Below are 16,404 nucleotides of genomic sequence, written 5' to 3' on the forward strand. Positions count from 1 at the left end.
CGATACGCGGGTCATCGCAACGTGGTGTGCATCCGCAACACGAAGTCGCGGCAGCTGTCCACGGCGGGATAACCTGGCGTCCCGCGCGGCAGTGCAAGTCGGGCGGCGCGGTCCGCAGGGAAGACGGCCGCAGTGACGCCGCACGCCATGTCTTGGCTGTTCGCCGGGTCGAAAAACACTTCGTCGAACTTGGTGGTCGAGCCGTCCCGGCGGAAGCCGCAGCCGCCGGGCATGGGCCCTGGTGGAAGGGGTTTGGCGTTGCCAGCCGTGTTCCTTACAGGAACTTCCCGCCTGGCGTCTTGCGAGAGTGGCAAGTCGGGAGGGGGAGTTCAAGGCAACACTCTAGGCAATGGGGTCAAATCTATATTTTTACAATTCAAGCCCCTTCGGCCTCCCGCAGCCGTCGTTCCACAGCCCGTTTCCGCTCACTCCCGTCCTCGTACCCAGCCCGAAGGGCGGTACTCGTACTCGAAGAAAAAACGACCCCGGGGTCACATCTCTGATTTTGACAATTACTCTCGGAGTGCGGCTTGGCTTCTTCCAATTGTCAAAATCAGAGATCTGACCCCGGCGGCCCCACCACCCTGCTCCACCTTTCGGAGGGACGAGCTCCGCGAGTCCTCATCCCATCGCTCCATCCTGGCATCCGCCATCGCTCACACAGAGACTCCAAGGCCCGGAGGGGAAACGCGGACAGGCATCCGAAATCCATGCGGGAGCGCCTTGGTCTGCCTCCGTGTCTCCGTGCCTCCGTGTGAGGAACAGCCACTGCGGTTCGCCCGCACAGGAACGTGCGCCATCCCACGCGTCCTCGTACTCAGCCCGAAGGACGGTACTCGTACTCGAAGAACCATGCCCCTGTTCGATGACGAAACCCTCGGCCCTCACCCGCTCAGCCTCGAATCCGTCACGAGGGCGTGCACAGATTGCCGATCCTTCGAGGGACCGAACCGGGACGATCCGGTCCTATGCCGCTTCAAGGCCTCGAGTACGAGTACGATGAAGCCGGGACGCGGTGCATCGAATCGCGAATCGCAGCAAGGGCATCCCACAACGGTCAGAATGCGGTGAGAGGGCGGACAAGGCTGTCCGCGCTCCGAACGGGGACCGCGGGGGCGGACAGGGCTGTCCGCGCTCCGAACAGACCGAGGGGGCGGACAGGGCTGTCCGCGCTCCGAACGGACCGAGGGGGCGGACAGGGCTGTCCGCGCTCCGAACGGACCGAGGGGGCGGACAAGGCTGTCCGCGCTCCGAGCGGACAGGGGGCACCCATCTCCGATCAGGAGGCGCACCCTGTTATCGCGACGGCCGGCGCGGAAGGTTGCCCAACTTCCAGGCAACCCTCCTCCCCCCTAATCGCCACTCGCCACTCGCCGTTCCCGATTCGCCCCCTACCCCGCCAGAGGCTCATCATCAATGAGCGGCAGCCCGGGCAGAGCCTCCTCGGGATCCACCTCGACAAGGGGCTTCACCTTGACGTTGCGATGGTCGAGGTACCCGGTGCCGGCCGGGATGATGTGACCCATGATCACGTTCTCCTTGAACCCGCGCAGGTAGTCGAACTTGCCCATGGTGGCGGCGTCGGTGAGCACCCGGGTGGTGTCCTGGAACGACGCGGCGCTGAGGAACGACTCGGTCTCGAGCGATGCCTTGGTCACACCCAGGAGCACCGGAACCGCCTCGGCGGGTTTGCCGCCCATCTTCTCGACCCGGTTGTTCTCGTCCTCGAAGGCGATCTTGTCGATCTGCTCGCCCCACAGGAAGGTGGTGTCCCCGGGTTCGGTGATGCGCACCTTCTTGAGCATCTGCCGGATGATGATCTCGATGTGCTTGTCGTTGATGGTCACGCCCTGGAGTCGATAGACCTCCTGGATCTCGTTGACCAGATGCTCCTGCAGGGCCTGCGCCCCGAGGACGTCCAGGATCTCGTGCGGCACCACCGGCCCCTCGGTCAGTTGCTGGCCCTTCTTCACGATGTCGCCCTTGAAGACGATGACGTGCTTGCCGATGGGGATGAGGTGTTCCTCCTCCTGACCGGTGTGGGGATCCTGCACGAGGATGCAACGCTTGCCGCGGACGCTCGGACCAAAGTCCACGATACCGTCGATCCGGGAGATCTCGGCGGCGTCCTTGGGCCGGCGCGCCTCGAACAGCTCGGCGACACGGGGCAGACCGCCGGTGATGTCCTTGGTCTTGGAGGTCTTGCGGGGCGTCTTGGCCAGCAGGGCGCCGGCGGCGATCCGGGCCCCCTCCTCCACGACGATGTGCGCGGCCGAGGGAATCGGGTAGCTGGCGATGATCTCGTCCTTGTCGTCGGAGATGATGATCTGGGGATGCAGATCCTCCTTGTGCTCGATGACGACGACCGCCTCCTGGCCGGTGGTTTCGTCGATCTCGTACTTCATCGTGACGCCCTCGATGATGTCGTGGAACTTCACGTACCCGGCCTTCTCGGAGATGATGGGCGCGTTGTACGGGTCCCACTGCACGAACATCTCGCCCTCGACCTTCTGCTTGCCGGAGACGATGACCGCGCCCTTGACCGTGCCGCCGTCGGGCACGGAGATGACGGAGCCGATGGGCACGATGTGGGATTCGAGTTCGCGTCCGTTGGGATCGAGGATGCTGACCGACCCGGTCTTGTTGAGGACGATGTTGCCGCCATCGCCCAGGGAGACGTAGCGGATGTCGTTGTACCGGAGGGTGCCGTCGTGTTTGGCCCGGATCTGGGGCTGCTTGAAGGCGCCGGTGGCGGCCCCGCCGATATGGAAGGTCCGCATGGTGAGCTGGGTGCCGGGTTCGCCGATGGACTGGGCGGCGATGATGCCGACGGCCTCGCCCATGCCGATCAGGTTCCCGGTGCCGAGGTTCAGCCCGTAGCACTTCTTGCAGATGCCCTGCTTGGTTTCGCAGGTCAGAACCGACCGGATGCGGAGGCGTTCGAGGCCGAGCCGGGAGATGCGGTTGGCCTTCTCCTCGTCGATCAGTTCGCCCGCATGGACCACCGGATTGCGCGGATCGTTGGGATCGACGATGTCCTCGGCCGCATAGCGGCCGATGGCGCGGTCGGCCACCTTCACCACCTCCTCCTCACCCTCGAAGATCGAGTGGACGAAGATGCCGTTGGAGGTGCCGCAATCCTCGTCGCGGATGATGACGTCCTGGGCGACATCGACGAGCTTGCGGGTCATGTACCCGGAATCGGCGGTCTTGAGCGCCGTGTCGGCCAGGCCCTTGCGGGCGCCGTGTGTGGAGATGAAGTACTCCAGCACGGTGAGGCCCTCGCGGAAGTTCGACAGAATCGGCTTCTCGATGATGTCGCCGGACGGTTTGGCCATGAGGCCGCGGACGCCGGCGAGCTGGCGGACCTGCGCCTTGTTGCCGCGGGCGCCTGAATCGACCATCAGGAAGACGGGATTGTATTCCCGCTTGCCGTGGTTGGTCTCGAGGGTCCGGAGCATGACGCTGGCGATCTGGTCGGTGCAGTGGGTCCAGATATCGACGATCTTGTTGTAGCGCTCGCCCGGGGTGATCACGCCCTTGCGGTACTGCTTCTCGACGTCGGCGATCTGCTTCTGGGCGCTGGCGATCTCCTGATCCTTCTCCTTCGGGATGATCATGTCGTCGATGCCGATCGAACATCCGGACCGGGTCGCCTCGCGGAACCCGAGTTCCTTGAGCTTGTCGAGCACCTGGACCGTGGTCTCGTGACCGCAGACCTTGTAACAGTTCCAGATCAGGTCCCCGATCTCGCTCTTCTTGATCGGGCGGTTGGGGAACCCGAGGGCGTCGGGCCAGATCTCGCTGAAGATCACCCGGCCCACGGTGGTTTCGATCGTCTTGCGGGTCGGATCCCCGTAGATGGTCTGGCGGCCGAAATCCGGGTTGGCGAGGATGACGCGGTCGTGGGTGCGAAGGTCGCCCTCATGATGGGCGAAGACCACCTCGTCCTTGGTGGCAAACAGGCGCAGGTGCTCTGGGGCCTTGCGGACCTGGCGGGGTTCGGCGGTCAGGTAGTAACAGCCCAGGGTGATGTCCTGGGTGGGCGTCATGATCGGCTTGCCGCTCGACAAGCTGAAGATGTTGAGCGGCGCCATCATCAGCAGGCGCGCCTCCATCTGGGCCTCGACCGACAGCGGGACGTGCACGGCCATCTGGTCGCCGTCGAAGTCGGCGTTGTAGGCGGTGCAGACCATCGGATGGATCCGGATGGCCTCGCCCTCGATCAGCATCGGCTCGAAGGCCTGGATCGAGAGGCGGTGCAGGGTCGGGGCGCGGTTGAGCAGCACCGGATGGCCGCGGGTGACCTCCTCGAGGATGTCCCAGACTTCCGGCACCTGCCGCTCGATCATCTTCTTCGCCGAACGGACCGTGTGGACGAGCCCGCGTTCCTTGAGCTTGCGGATGATGAACGGCTCGAACAGCACCAGCGCCATCTTCTTGGGGAGACCGCACTGGTTGAGCTTGAGTTCCGGACCGATGACGATGACGGAACGGCCGGAGTAATCGACGCGCTTGCCGAGGAGGTTCTGGCGGAAGCGGCCGCTCTTGCCCTTGAGCATGTCCGAGAGGGACTTGAGGGCGCGGTTGCCGGCGCCGGTGACGGGGCGTCCGTGCCGGCCATTGTCGAACAGCGCATCCACGGCTTCCTGGAGCATGCGCTTTTCGTTGCGGATGATGACCTCGGGCGTCTTGAGCTGGAGGAGGTTTTTGAGCCGGTTGTTGCGGTTGATGACCCGGCGGTAGAGATCGTTGAGGTCCGAGGTGGCGAACCGTCCGCCCTCGAGCGGCACCAGCGGACGCAGGTCCGGGGGAATCACCGGCAGCACGGTGAGAATCATCCACTCGGGGCGGGACTTCGAGATCAGGAAGCCCTGGAACAGCTTGATGCGCTTGGCCAGCTTCTTGCGGGTCTGCTTGCTCTTGGTCTCGACCATCTGCTGCTGCAGGATTTCCACCTGCGAGCTGAGTTCAATCTTGGCGAGGGCGTCCCGCACCGCCTCGGCCCCCATCTTGGCAACGAAGGTGTCGTTGCCATAGGTGGCCCGGGCGTCCCGGTATTCGAGTTCGCTGAGAAGCTGGTGCTCCTTGAGCGGCGTGTTCCCGGGATCGATCACCAGGTAATCCTCGTAGTAGATCACCCGCTCGAGGTTGCGGGCGGTCATGTCGAGGACCAGACCGATCCGGGACGGCATGCACTTGAAGAACCAGATGTGCGACACCGGCACGGCGAGTTCGATGTGACCCATCCGCTCGCGCCGCACCCGGCTGAGGGTGACCTCGACACCACAGCGGTCGCAGACGACGCCGCGGTGTTTGATGCGCTTGTACTTGCCGCAGGAGCATTCCCAGTCCTTGACCGGACCGAAGATGCGTTCGCAGAAGAGACCGCCCTTCTCGGGCTTGAAGGTCCGGTAGTTGATGGTCTCGGGGTTCTTGACCTCGCCCTTGGACCAGGTGCGGATGTTTTCCGGGGAGGCGACCGCGATGGACACGTGGTCCACCTGGTTGACCTTGTCCAGCCCGAGCAACTCGCGGGCGGTGTCCTTGGCATTGGTGAGCATAGAATTCACGGGGCGGGGTGGAGCGGTTGAGTTACGAGGCGAGGCCGGTGAAGGCGAGGGGCGCGCCCGGCACGGTCTGATCCACCGGGCCGGTGTAACCGACGCGGACATCGAGTCCCAGGGACTGCATTTCCTTGACGAGGACGTTGAACGACTCGGGCACGCCGGCTTCGAGCGCATTGTCGCCCTTGACGATGCTCTCGTAGATCCGGGTGCGGCCCTGGACGTCGTCGGACTTCACGGTGAGAAGCTCCTGCAGGGTGTAGGCCGCCCCATAGGCCTCCATGGCCCACACCTCCATCTCCCCGAAACGCTGCCCGCCGTACTGGGCCTTGCCGCCCAACGGCTGCTGCGTCACCAGAGAGTACGGTCCCACCGCGCGGGCGTGGATCTTGTCCGCCACGAGATGGCCCAGCTTCATCATGTAAATGAAGCCGACCACCACCTCCTGATCGAACGACTCGCCCGTCCGGCCGTCGTACAGCGTCGTCTTGCCCGCCTCGGTGACCAGCGGCTCCCCGTGGTCGGTCTTCAGCTTGGCGGCCGCGCGCCGGAGATGCTCGCGGATCTCCGTCTCCTTGATGCCGTCGAACACCGGCGTGGCAAACTTCATCCCCAGGACCATTGCCGCCCAGCCCAGATGGGTCTCGAGGAGCTGGCCCACGTTCATGCGGGACGGCACGCCGAGCGGGTTCAGGACGATGTCCACCGGGGTTCCATCCGCGAGGAACGGCATGTCCTCCTCGGGAACGATCTTGGCCACCACACCCTTGTTCCCGTGGCGTCCCGCCATCTTGTCCCCCACCGAGAGCTTGCGCTTGGAGGCGATATAGACCTTCACCTGCTTGATGATGCCCGGATCGACGTCGTCACCCGACTCCAGGCGCTCCATCTCCTCGTCGTGCTGCATCTGCAGGTCGTCGAACTTCTTCTTAAACTGCCCGATGATCTCGTTGATCTTGTTGCGGATCGGCGAGGGATCGATCTCGATGCGGTCGTACACCTGCGCGAGCTTGCGCAGCAGCGTCTTGGTGATCTTCCGGTTGGCCGGGATGATGATCTCCCCGGTCTCGCTGTTCACCACGTCCAGCGGGATCTTCTCGCCGAGCAGGATGTTGGAGAGCGCCTCCGTCAGTTGCTCCCGCAACTCCTCGGTCTTGGACTTGTGATCGTCCTGAACCTGCTTGGCCGCCTTCCGCGAGTCGCCGTCCATGGCCTTCGGCGCCGCGGTGACCACGGCTCCCTTTTCGCTCTCCTTCTTCGAGGAGACCTTGACGTCCATGACGATCCCGTAGGTGCCGGACGGCACCTTGAGGGAGGTGTCCTTCACATCCGCGGCCTTCTCGCCGAAGATGGCCCGGAGCAGTCGCTCCTCGGGGGCCAGTTCGGTCTCGGACTTCGGGGTGATCTTGCCGACCAGGATGTCGCCCGGCTTGACTTCCGCACCGACCCGGATGACGCCGTCGGGCCCGAGGTTCTTGAGGGCTTCCTCGCCGAGATTGGGGATGTCCCGGGTGATTTCCTCCGGCCCGAGCTTGGTGTCGCGGGCGCCCACTTCGAACTCGTCGATGTGGATGCTGGTGAAGACGTCGTCCTTGACGATGCGCTCACTGATGAGGATGGCGTCCTCGAAGTTGTAGCCGTTCCACGGCATGAACGCGACGAGGACATTGCGGCCCAGGGCGAGATCGCCCTCGGAGGTGCAGGGCCCGTCGGCGATGACCTGTCCCTTCTTCACGGCATCTCCCTTGGCGACCAGGGTTTTCTGATTGATGCAGGTGGCCGCGTTGGACCGCATGAACTTGCGGATCGGATACACGAACACGCCGTTGCCCGGGTCGTTCTTGAGCCGCTTCTTGCCCTCGGGCATCCGCCCGTCCGCGGTGATGACGATCTGATTCCCGGTGACGGACGCGACTTTTCCGCCCTCCTCGGCCACCAGCACCGCCCGGGAGTCGCGGGCCACACGCTCCTCGAGACCGGTTGCCACGAAGGGCGCCTCGGTCAGGAGCAGCGGCACCGCCTGCCGCTGCATGTTCGAACCCATCAGCGCGCGGTTGGCGTCGTCGTGTTCGAGGAATGGAATCAGCGACGCCGCCACCGAGACCAGCTGCTTGGGCGACACATCCATGTAGTTCACCTGCTTGGGCTCGGCATCGATGAAATCGCCCTTGCGGCGGCAGGTGACGCGCTCGGTGAGGAAGTTCCCCTTGTCGTCGATCAGGGCGTTGGCCTGGGCGATGACGTAGTTCTCATCGCGGTCGGCCGTGAGATACTCCATGTGGGTGGTGACCCGGCCGTTCTCGACCTTCCGGTAAGGGGTTTCGATGAACCCGAAGTCGTTGATCCGGGCGAAGGTCGCCAGGGAGGCGATGAGCCCGATGTTCGGACCTTCCGGTGTTTCGACGGGACAGATCCGGCCGTAGTGGGACGGATGGACGTCGCGCACCTCGAAGCCGGCGCGGTCGCGGGAAAGTCCCCCGGGCCCGAGGGCCGACAACCGGCGCTTGTGCGTCAGTTCAGCCAGCGGGTTGATCTGGTCCATGAACTGGCTGAGCTGCGAACGGCCGAAGAAGTCACGGATCACCGCGGACAACGCCTTGGGATTGATGAGCTTCTGGGGCGTCATCGTGTCCATGCTCTGGTCGAACAGCGTCATCCGCTCCTTCACCAGACGCTCGGTCCGGGCAAGGCCGACCCGGCACTGATTGGCCAGCAATTCTCCCACGGTCCGCACCCGGCGGCTGCCGAGATGATCGATGTCGTCCAGGCTTCCCTCGCCCCGCTTGAGCATCAGGAGATACCGGGTCGCCGAGATGAGATCCTGCTTGGTGAGAATCCTGGAGTCCTGCTTGTCGGGAAGGCCCAGCTTCTGGTTGATCTTGTACCGTCCCACCCGGCCCAGGTCGTACCGTTTCGGATCGAAGAACAGCCGCTTGATCAGGGCCCGAGCATTGGCCGCCGTCGGGGGATCGCCGGGACGCAGCCGCCGGTAGATGTCCTTGAGGGCCTCGTCCTCATTGCGGGTGGGATCCTTCTTGAGGCACTTGATGACGATCGCGTCATCCACGGTGGTATCCACCACGCGGATCTTGTTGATGCCCAGTTCCGCGATCTGCCGGACGACCACCTTGGAGAGCGGCTCGAAGGCACGGGCCACGACGATCCCCTTGTCGAGATCCATGGCATCCTCGATGAGGACCTTGTTCTGGATGTCCTCCAGGGCCTCCGCCTGCTTGATGGTCAGCTCCTCGATGTCGTAGAAGTGGCGCAGCACCTCGATGTCCGTGCCGCGGAGCTTGTCCTTGTCCTCCCCCTTCTCGCGGTCATCGAGAAAGGCAAGCGCCCGGAAGAACGTGGTGACCAGAAATTTGCGGCGGCGTTTCTTGCGGTCGAGATAGACGTAGAGGAGATCGCTGGTGTCGAACTGGGCCTCGTACCACGAGCCCCGATCGGGGATGATACGAAATCCGTGCAGCATCTTGCCGTTGGCATGCTGGGTCGCTTCGAAGGCCAGACCGGGGGAGCGATGGAGCTGGCTGACGATGACGCGTTCGGCGCCGTTGATGACGAACGTGCCCTGGGGGGTCATCAGGGGCAGTTCGCCCATGAACACCTTTTCCTCCTTGGTCCCCGCCTCCTCCTCGAGGTGGAAGGTCACATGAAGGGGCGCCCCATAGGTAAGGCCCTCCCGGATGCACTCGAGCCAGTCGATCTTCGGATCGCCAATCTCGTAACTGTGGAATTTCAGTACGACCTTGCCGTCGTAGCTCTCGATGGGGAAGACCTCGGTAAAGACGGCCTGCAGCCCGGTATTCTTGCGCCGGGAGGGCGCGAGGTCCCGTTGAAGGAATTCCTCGTAGGAATTGACCTGCAACTCAATCAGATTGGGCGGGGCGATGACCTCGCGGATCCTGCCGAAGTTCGTCCGTTCCGTCGCGCGCTGTGGCATGGTGATGGGGGCTTAGGGCTTGATCGTCGGCCGGCCAGGGTTGGGTGTTTGGGCGGAGAATAAAAAAGCAGGAGCCCGGCCGGCGCCGGCTTCCCGCTCGATTGGTTTTGAGCCCCCTGCGTCCCTCCGCCCGGGACGGCCATCGGACACAGTGGGCTGGTTGATCGTCGTTGGAATAAGTTATGCAACCGGGGTGGCGAACCACCCCGGTTGCGGATCGCGATTCTACTTGATTTCCACCTTCGCGCCAGCTTCCTCGAGCTTCTTCTTGGCGGCGTCGGCGTCGGCTTGATTCGCCGCTTCCAGCACGGGCTTGGGAGCCTCTTCGACCAGCTTCTTGGCCTCGGCCAGGCCGAGCCCCGCCTTGATCTCGCGCACCACCTTGATGATGGCGATCTTCTTGTCGGCCGGGAAGGACACGAGAACGACGTCGAACTCGGTCTTGGCCTCCGCGGCGGCAGGAGCGGCGGCCCCGGCGCCAGGAACTGCGGCGGCGATGGCCACCGGTGCGGCGGCGCTCACCCCCCAGTCGGCTTCCAGTTTCTTAACCAACTCGGCCACCTCCAGGATGGTCAGTTTTCCGAGTTCCGATGCGATTGCGTTGATGTCTGCCATGGTCTGCTTCGTTCAGTTTCGTCGCCCGCCGCGGCCGCTGCGGATTTCAGCGGGCAAGCCTGCCCGCCGACGAGGGACTCTTCAGGGTTGGTGTTGTGCCCCGGCAACGGACCGCCGCTGCCGGGGCGAAAGTGTGGATCGAGGATCAGGCGCCGCCCTTCCCGTCGCGGTCGGCCTTGGCCTGGAGCACCCGCGCGAGCTGTGCCGCGGGCTCGTTCAACAGGCGGACCAGCTGCCCGGCGGGGGCCTGGAACAGCCCCAGCAACCTGGCCCGGAGAACCTCCAGGGACGGCAGGTCCGCCATGGCCCCCACGTCGGCGGCGCTCAAGTGGCGGTTGTCCAGGAAACCGAACCGGACCTTCGGACGATCGAACTCCGAGGCAAACGTCTTGATGACCTTGGCCGCCGTCGAGATCTCCTGGGATCCGGTGACCACCGCAATGGGCCCGGCGAGAGTCGCCCCAAGATCCGCAATGCCGGCCTCCCGGGTGGCGATCTTGAAGATGTTGTTCTTGACGACGTGGATCTCGGCGTGCGCCTTGTTCAGCCGCTTCCGCAACTCGCTGAAATGGTGCACCTGGAGACCGGTGTAGTCGGTGACGATGAAGTACGGCGACTTGTTGAGTCGCTCCAGATACTCCGCGCTGATGGACTTCTTTTCTTCGCGCATGGGGAGGGGGCGTTAGTGGGCGATGTCGCGGGCGTCGATCCGGATGGCCGGACCCATGGTCGAGCTGAGCGCGCAATTGCGAATGAAGATACCCTTGGCGGAACCTGGTTTGGCCTTGAGCACCGCCTCAAACACGGCCCGGGCATTCTCCTCGATCTGCTCCGGGGTGAATGAGACCTTGCCAATGGCCACGTGGAGATTGGCCGTTTTGTCCACCTTGAACTCAACCCGGCCCGCCTTGAACTCCCGCACCGCCTTGGCCGTGTCATCGGTCACCGTCCCCGTCTTCGGATTGGGCATGAGCCCGCGCGGCCCGAGCACCTTGCCAAGTTTCCTGACTTCCACCATCGCCTCCGGCGTGGCCACCGCGATGTCGAAGTCCGTCCACCCGTCCGTGCACTTCTTGATCATGTCGTCGAACCCGACGAACTCCGCACCCGCCTGGCGGGCGGCATCCGCCGCGGCACCGGGCTTGGCGAAGACCAGGACCCGGACCGTCTTGCCGCTGCCGTGCGGCAGGGGGACGGTTCCGCGCACCATCTGGTCGGACTGCCGGGGATCGACCCCGAGCCGGAAGGCGAGGTCCAGGGTTTCGTTGAACTTGGCTCTGGGCATCTTGGCAAGCAGTTCCACCGCTGCCTTGAGCGGGTAGGACTTGCCGGCATCGACCAGGGCGAGGGCTTTTCGATAGCGTTTGCTGGGCATGGGAATTGGCGGTGCAACCGGGCCTGGAAGACCCTCCCGCCGCTGGGGTTAATCGACCACCTCGATGCCCATGCTTCGGGCAGTGCCGGCAATCACCCGGATCGCGGCATCCTCCGACGAGGCATTGAGGTCGTCCTTCTTGGTCTTGATGATCTCAAGAATCTGTTTCCGGGTCACCTTGCCAACCTTGTCCTTGTTGGGTGCCTTGGCTCCCGATGCGATCCCTGCCGCCTGCTTGAGCAGGGCCGCGGCGGGCGGGGACTTGGTGATAAAGGTGAACGACTTGTCCTGGTAAACGGTGATGACCACCGGCACCACCATGCCGCCCGAGTCCTTGGTGCGCGCGTTGAACTCCTTGCAGAAAGCCATGATGTTGACCCCGTGCTGACCGAGCGCGGGACCCACGGGCGGCGCCGGATTCGCCTGCCCGCCGGGAATCTGCAGTTTGATGCTCGCAGTAACCTTCTTTGCCATGTGCGTAACGGATTAAGCCTTCTCCACCTTCCAATACTCGAGTTCCACCGGGGTGTTCCGGCCGAACACGTTCACCGAGATCTTCAGCTTGCCCTTGTCGTTGTCGATCTCCTCGATCACCCCGTTGAAGTTGAGGAACGGACCGTCGTTGATCTTGACCGTCTCGCCCACCGTGAAGCTCACCTTCGGGCGCTCGGCATCCTCCGACTCCGCGATCTGCACCTTGATCGCCGCCATCTCGTCCTCACCCACTTCCACCGGCCGCTCCCCCCCCACGAACCCGATGATCCCCGGCGTCTCCCGGATGAAATACCAGGGCCGGTCCAGCAGCCGGTGCTCTTCGTCCACCAGGGCCATCTGGATGTACACGTACCCGGGATGCAGCTTCCGTGACGTGACGGTCTTCTTCCCGTTACGCACCTCCGCCACCTTTTCCATCGGGACGAGCACTTCCGAGATGTACTCGGACATCTCCTCCGCCCGGGCGCGCTTCTCGATATTGTCCTTAACCTTCTGCTCCTGCCCGGACAGTGTGTGGAGGACGAACCAGCGGTGGCGCATGGAAGGGGGAGAAAAGGGTCGATCAGACAATACTGCTCACCACCCAGGTAAGCACCATATCCACCACCACGGTGAAGACGGCCAGCATGGCGGTGGCCACCATGACCAGCACGGTCGAACCCCACAGTTCCTCCCGGTTCGGCCACGTGCATTTCCGCAATTCCTCGCGCGTCTCCTGGACGAACTTGGTAATGCGGGCGAACCAACCGAATCGCCAGGCGATCGCGAAGGCGACCGCCACGATCACGGACCATACGATGAAACTTGTCATGGATTAAAGCTGGATTGTGGCGGAGGGGGAGGGATTCGAACCCCCGGTGCAGTTTCCCGCACTACGGTTTTCAAGACCGTCGCATTCGACCACTCTGCCACCCCTCCACTTGACCGGTCGCTGGCAGGGCGTGAGGGACTCGAACCCCCAACCAACGGTTTTGGAGACCGCTACTCTACCAATTGAGCTAACGCCCTGCGATGCGACAGTCACCGATCCAAAACCGATGGGACCTGCCTTGGCAAGCCCCAACCGGGGAGGGAGGCGGGGTTCCCCCGGCGGGGGAACCCCGTTCTCGTTAGTCGTTCAACACTTCCGTAATGCGTCCGGCACCGATCGTTCGCCCACCCTCGCGGATGGCGAACCGCTGCCCGCGCTCCATCGCCACCGGGGCGATCAGCGAAATCTCAACCGAGACGTTGTCGCCCGGCATGACCATCTCCACCCCCTGCGGCAGAGCCACCGTCCCGGTCACGTCCGACGTCCGGAAATAGAACTGGGGACGATAGTTGGTGAAGAACGGCGTGTGCCGGCCGCCTTCCTCCTTCGACAGCACGTACACCTCGGCCTTGAACTTGGTGTGCGGCTTGATGGTTCCCGGCTTTGCCAACACCATTCCGCGCTCGACGTCGTCCTTCTTGGTGCCGCGCAACAGGACCCCGACGTTGTCGCCCGCCTCGGCCTTGTCGAGCAGCTTGCGGAACATCTCGATGTCGGTGGCCACCGTCTTGCGCGTGTCGCGCAATCCGACGATCTCGACGTCGTCCATCCGGTTCAGGATGCCGCGCTCCACCCGGCCCGTGACGACGGTGCCGCGTCCCTCAATGTTGAACACGTCTTCAATGCACATCAGGAACGGCTTGTCCACCTCACGGGTCGGCAGCGGGACGAACGAATCGATCGCGCCCAGCAGATCCGCGATCGCCTTCTCGCCTTCCGGCTTGCCCGCCATGGCCGCCGTCGCACTGCCCCGCACCACCGGGGTGGTGTCCCCCGGGAACTGGTACTTGGAGAGCAGGTCGCGGATCTCCATCTCGACCAGGTCGAGGAGCTCAGGATCGTCCACCAGGTCAATCTTGTTCAGGAACACCACGATCGCCGGCACACCGACCTGACGGGCCAGCAGGATGTGCTCGCGGGTCTGCGGCATCGGTCCGTCCGCCGCGCTGACCACCAGAATGGCGCCGTCCATCTGGGCCGCCCCGGTGATCATGTTCTTGATGTAGTCCGCATGCCCCGGGCAATCCACGTGGGCGTAATGGCGCTGATCGCTCTGATACTCCACATGGGACACCGCGATGGTGACCGTCTTGGTTTCGTCGCGCACCGTGCCGCCCTTGGTGATGTCCGCATACGAGATGCGCTGGGCCAATCCCTTGCGGGCCTGAACCTCTACGATCGCGGCGGTGAGGGTGGACTTGCCGTGATCGACATGCCCGATCGTGCCGACGTTCACGTGCGGTTTCGTCCGTTGGAAGTTTTCCTTTGCCATTGCCTGACTCCTACTTGCGGTCGTTCGTTTCTCGCGTGCGTTGACTAAATCAAATCCGAGGCTTGGAGCCCATGACCGGGCTTGAACCGGTGACCTCGTCCTTACCAAGGACGTGCTCTACCAACTGAGCTACATGGGCGCTCGTTCCACGTTCCATGCTGACCCCGCGAGACGACGAAAAGACACTCAGCCCGTCCCAACTTTTGGCTCGGGCTGTGTTGTCCGTAGCGCTGCGGCCCAGCTTGGAAGGGACTTGTTACGGATCCGGCGAAAAACTGTCAATGCGTTTCTCGACGGGAATCGCCAGGCTGCCGAAGCATGGCCCGCACCCGGTCAACCTCGCCTCGCAGCCCCTGCAGATCCACCCAGCCGCCGGTTCGGGCGTAACGTGCCTGATTGCAGGCCTGAAAAAGCCGCTGCAACCCCTCGATGGTCTCCCGATCCACCCCTCGGGCCGACAGCAACCCTTCCACGTCCCCCTCGGTGATCGATGCCGGTGGCAACCCCACCCGCGCGCCGACCATGTCCTGGAGCAGCCGAAAAAGCCCGGCAAAAAAGGCCTCTGAATCCCCTGCGTCCGCCCATTGCCCCAGTGCCACCGAACCGGCCTCGATGCGCCGCTCCAACTGCCTCCGACGCCGCCCCTCGATGTCGGCCCCCGCCCGCTCCCGGTAGCGCGTCGCCACCCATGCCCCAAGCCATATCCCCCATGGCAGGACGGCCAACCCGAGAAACCACGGGCGCGCTGCCCACGCCACCGCCATTCCCGGTCCGGTTCCCAGGTGCGGCCGCAGAGGCGGCAACTCGGGCGCGGACGTGCCGGTCGCCCCCCCGCCGATCGCCGAAGCCGCCAGCGCCGGGGTTCCCGTGCCCGGTTCCACGCGGATCGGCAGTGGCGCCGTCCGCACCGTCCGGTAGGCCCCTGCCGAGGGCGAAAAGTAGCTGAACACCAAGGGCGGTATTTCCGCCAACCCGGCGGCCTCCGGCGTGATGACCTGCTCGAATCGCTTGGTGCCGGACAGACCCAGGGAATCCTGGGTGACGAAGTTCGCCGTGGGTGGGTACACCCGAAACCCACGCCATCCGGGTTGCTCGGAAAGCTGGACCGCATCGAAATTGCCGCGGCCGCGCACTTCGACACGCACCGTGATCGGATCGCCGGCCGTCAGGTTGGTGGGCGAGGCGCTGAGAGCGACCTCGAAGTCGCCCACCGCTCCCTGGAATCCCTCCGGAACGCCGTCGACCGGGAGCGACCGTACCCGCACCGTGCGGGACGGCGACGACAGGCTGAAGCGGCGATTCTCGCGCAGTCCGAAGAAGGTGTCGTCGAACAAGTCCGACAGCCCGGAGCGACGCGACACCGGGATCTCGATGATGCAATTCGCCGCTTGAACCGGCAGATCCCCCGCACGTGCCGCCGTGAGGGGCTGGAGGAACCTGGCCCGCATGTAGAGCCGGTTATTGGTCCGGATGTTGGGTTCCTGCCCTCCGTCCTGCAGTTTGCCCAGCAGGAACCCTTCCTCCTGCAACTGCGGCGCCTGCAGCAGGCGCCCGCCCAGCGCGTACAGCCATACCTCGGCCACCCATGGCTCGCCCACGTACACATCCCGCTCCGGCACACGCAGCTCCAGAAACGCCGCCTGGTCCATCCCGTCGCCCGTGTTGGCGGCCGGATCCCCCGCTGCCACGACGTTCAGGTCCAGTGCCTCTGCCTGCAAGGTCTGCCCGCCCACGTTCACCGTGATCGGTCCGATCGAATACCGGCCAACCCGGGTGGCCGTCACCAGGTAGGACAGCTCCACGAACACCCGCTGCCGTCGATTGACCATCTCGAACCGCGTCGCCCGGCCCGCCGGTGTGACCCGGATCCCCGCCACCGTCGGGATCCGCGGCGATTCGCTCCCGCCACCCCCTTCGACCACCACCTTCAGCATGGCGCTGTCCCCCATTCCCAGCACTTCCCGATCCAACGTGGCGGTCAGGCCGGCCGCCCACGCCGGAGCCGTCATCCACAGGACCATCATCCCGGACAGTACCGCCCAAACCCGCCCGAACCTCGAAAAGCCACCCTTCCGAACCCCGTCCGACGAGGCCCCCGGC

General features: G+C 64.3%; 11 protein-coding genes and 3 tRNA genes. All 14 read right to left on the bottom strand.

Translation table 11 applies throughout. The annotated features are described in order from the left end of the window. Window positions 1–11: 11 nt before the first annotated feature. The 14 genes from KF833_16595 to KF833_16660 all read right to left on the bottom strand — a co-directional run bounded on the left by KF833_16595 (window position 12) and on the right by KF833_16660 (window position 16,328). Window positions 12–233: a hypothetical protein gene (locus KF833_16595; protein ID MBX3746931.1), complete on the bottom strand. Its 222-nt coding sequence runs from the start codon at window positions 231–233 to the stop codon at window positions 12–14. 1,158 nt (window positions 234–1,391) lie between these two features. After that, entirely contained in the window at window positions 1,392–5,564 is a 4,173-nt protein-coding gene (gene rpoC / locus KF833_16600) for a DNA-directed RNA polymerase subunit beta' (GenBank protein ID MBX3746932.1), read from the bottom strand. Window positions 5,565–5,595: 31 nt separating this feature from the next. Next, window positions 5,596–9,516 carry a DNA-directed RNA polymerase subunit beta gene (gene rpoB / locus KF833_16605; protein ID MBX3746933.1) on the bottom strand — a complete coding sequence of 1,307 codons (3,921 nt, stop codon included), beginning with the start codon at window positions 9,514–9,516 and terminating at the stop codon, window positions 5,596–5,598. A gap of 225 nt (window positions 9,517–9,741) precedes the next feature. Next, window positions 9,742–10,131: a 50S ribosomal protein L7/L12 gene (gene rplL, locus KF833_16610; GenBank protein ID MBX3746934.1), complete on the bottom strand. Its 390-nt coding sequence runs from the start codon at window positions 10,129–10,131 to the stop codon at window positions 9,742–9,744. Window positions 10,132–10,276: 145 nt separating this feature from the next. Continuing rightward, the gene (gene rplJ, locus KF833_16615) at window positions 10,277–10,801 is read right to left on the bottom strand and encodes a 50S ribosomal protein L10 (GenBank protein MBX3746935.1); all 525 of its coding nucleotides are present in this window, start codon (window positions 10,799–10,801) and stop codon (window positions 10,277–10,279) included. A gap of 12 nt (window positions 10,802–10,813) precedes the next feature. Next, on the bottom strand, window positions 10,814–11,506 hold the full coding sequence (gene rplA, locus KF833_16620) for a 50S ribosomal protein L1 (GenBank protein MBX3746936.1): 693 nt from the start codon (window positions 11,504–11,506) through the stop codon (window positions 10,814–10,816). Between the two features lie 48 nt (window positions 11,507–11,554). Further along, complete coding sequence (gene rplK / locus KF833_16625; GenBank protein ID MBX3746937.1) at window positions 11,555–11,980, bottom strand: 50S ribosomal protein L11; 426 nt, start codon at window positions 11,978–11,980, stop codon at window positions 11,555–11,557. A 12-nt stretch (window positions 11,981–11,992) separates the two neighbouring features. Then, window positions 11,993–12,541 (bottom strand): transcription termination/antitermination factor NusG, encoded by a 549-nt coding sequence (gene nusG, locus KF833_16630; protein ID MBX3746938.1) that lies wholly within the window; start codon window positions 12,539–12,541, stop codon window positions 11,993–11,995. A gap of 22 nt (window positions 12,542–12,563) precedes the next feature. After that, the gene (secE, locus tag KF833_16635) at window positions 12,564–12,812 is read right to left on the bottom strand and encodes a preprotein translocase subunit SecE (GenBank protein MBX3746939.1); all 249 of its coding nucleotides are present in this window, start codon (window positions 12,810–12,812) and stop codon (window positions 12,564–12,566) included. 17 nt (window positions 12,813–12,829) lie between these two features. Further along, window positions 12,830–12,919: transfer RNA gene (locus tag KF833_16640), tRNA-Ser, on the bottom strand. A gap of 14 nt (window positions 12,920–12,933) precedes the next feature. Further along, window positions 12,934–13,009, bottom strand: a tRNA-Trp gene (locus tag KF833_16645). Between the two features lie 101 nt (window positions 13,010–13,110). Continuing rightward, window positions 13,111–14,304: an elongation factor Tu gene (gene tuf / locus KF833_16650; protein ID MBX3746940.1), complete on the bottom strand. Its 1,194-nt coding sequence runs from the start codon at window positions 14,302–14,304 to the stop codon at window positions 13,111–13,113. 63 nt (window positions 14,305–14,367) lie between these two features. After that, a tRNA-Thr gene (locus tag KF833_16655) sits at window positions 14,368–14,443 on the bottom strand. Window positions 14,444–14,582: 139 nt separating this feature from the next. After that, on the bottom strand, window positions 14,583–16,328 hold the full coding sequence (locus KF833_16660) for a protein BatD (GenBank protein MBX3746941.1): 1,746 nt from the start codon (window positions 16,326–16,328) through the stop codon (window positions 14,583–14,585). Window positions 16,329–16,404: the final 76 nt, after the last annotated feature.

It is taken from the genome of Verrucomicrobiia bacterium, assembly GCA_019634625.1.
Lineage (GTDB): Bacteria > Verrucomicrobiota > Verrucomicrobiia > Limisphaerales > CAIMTB01 > CAIMTB01.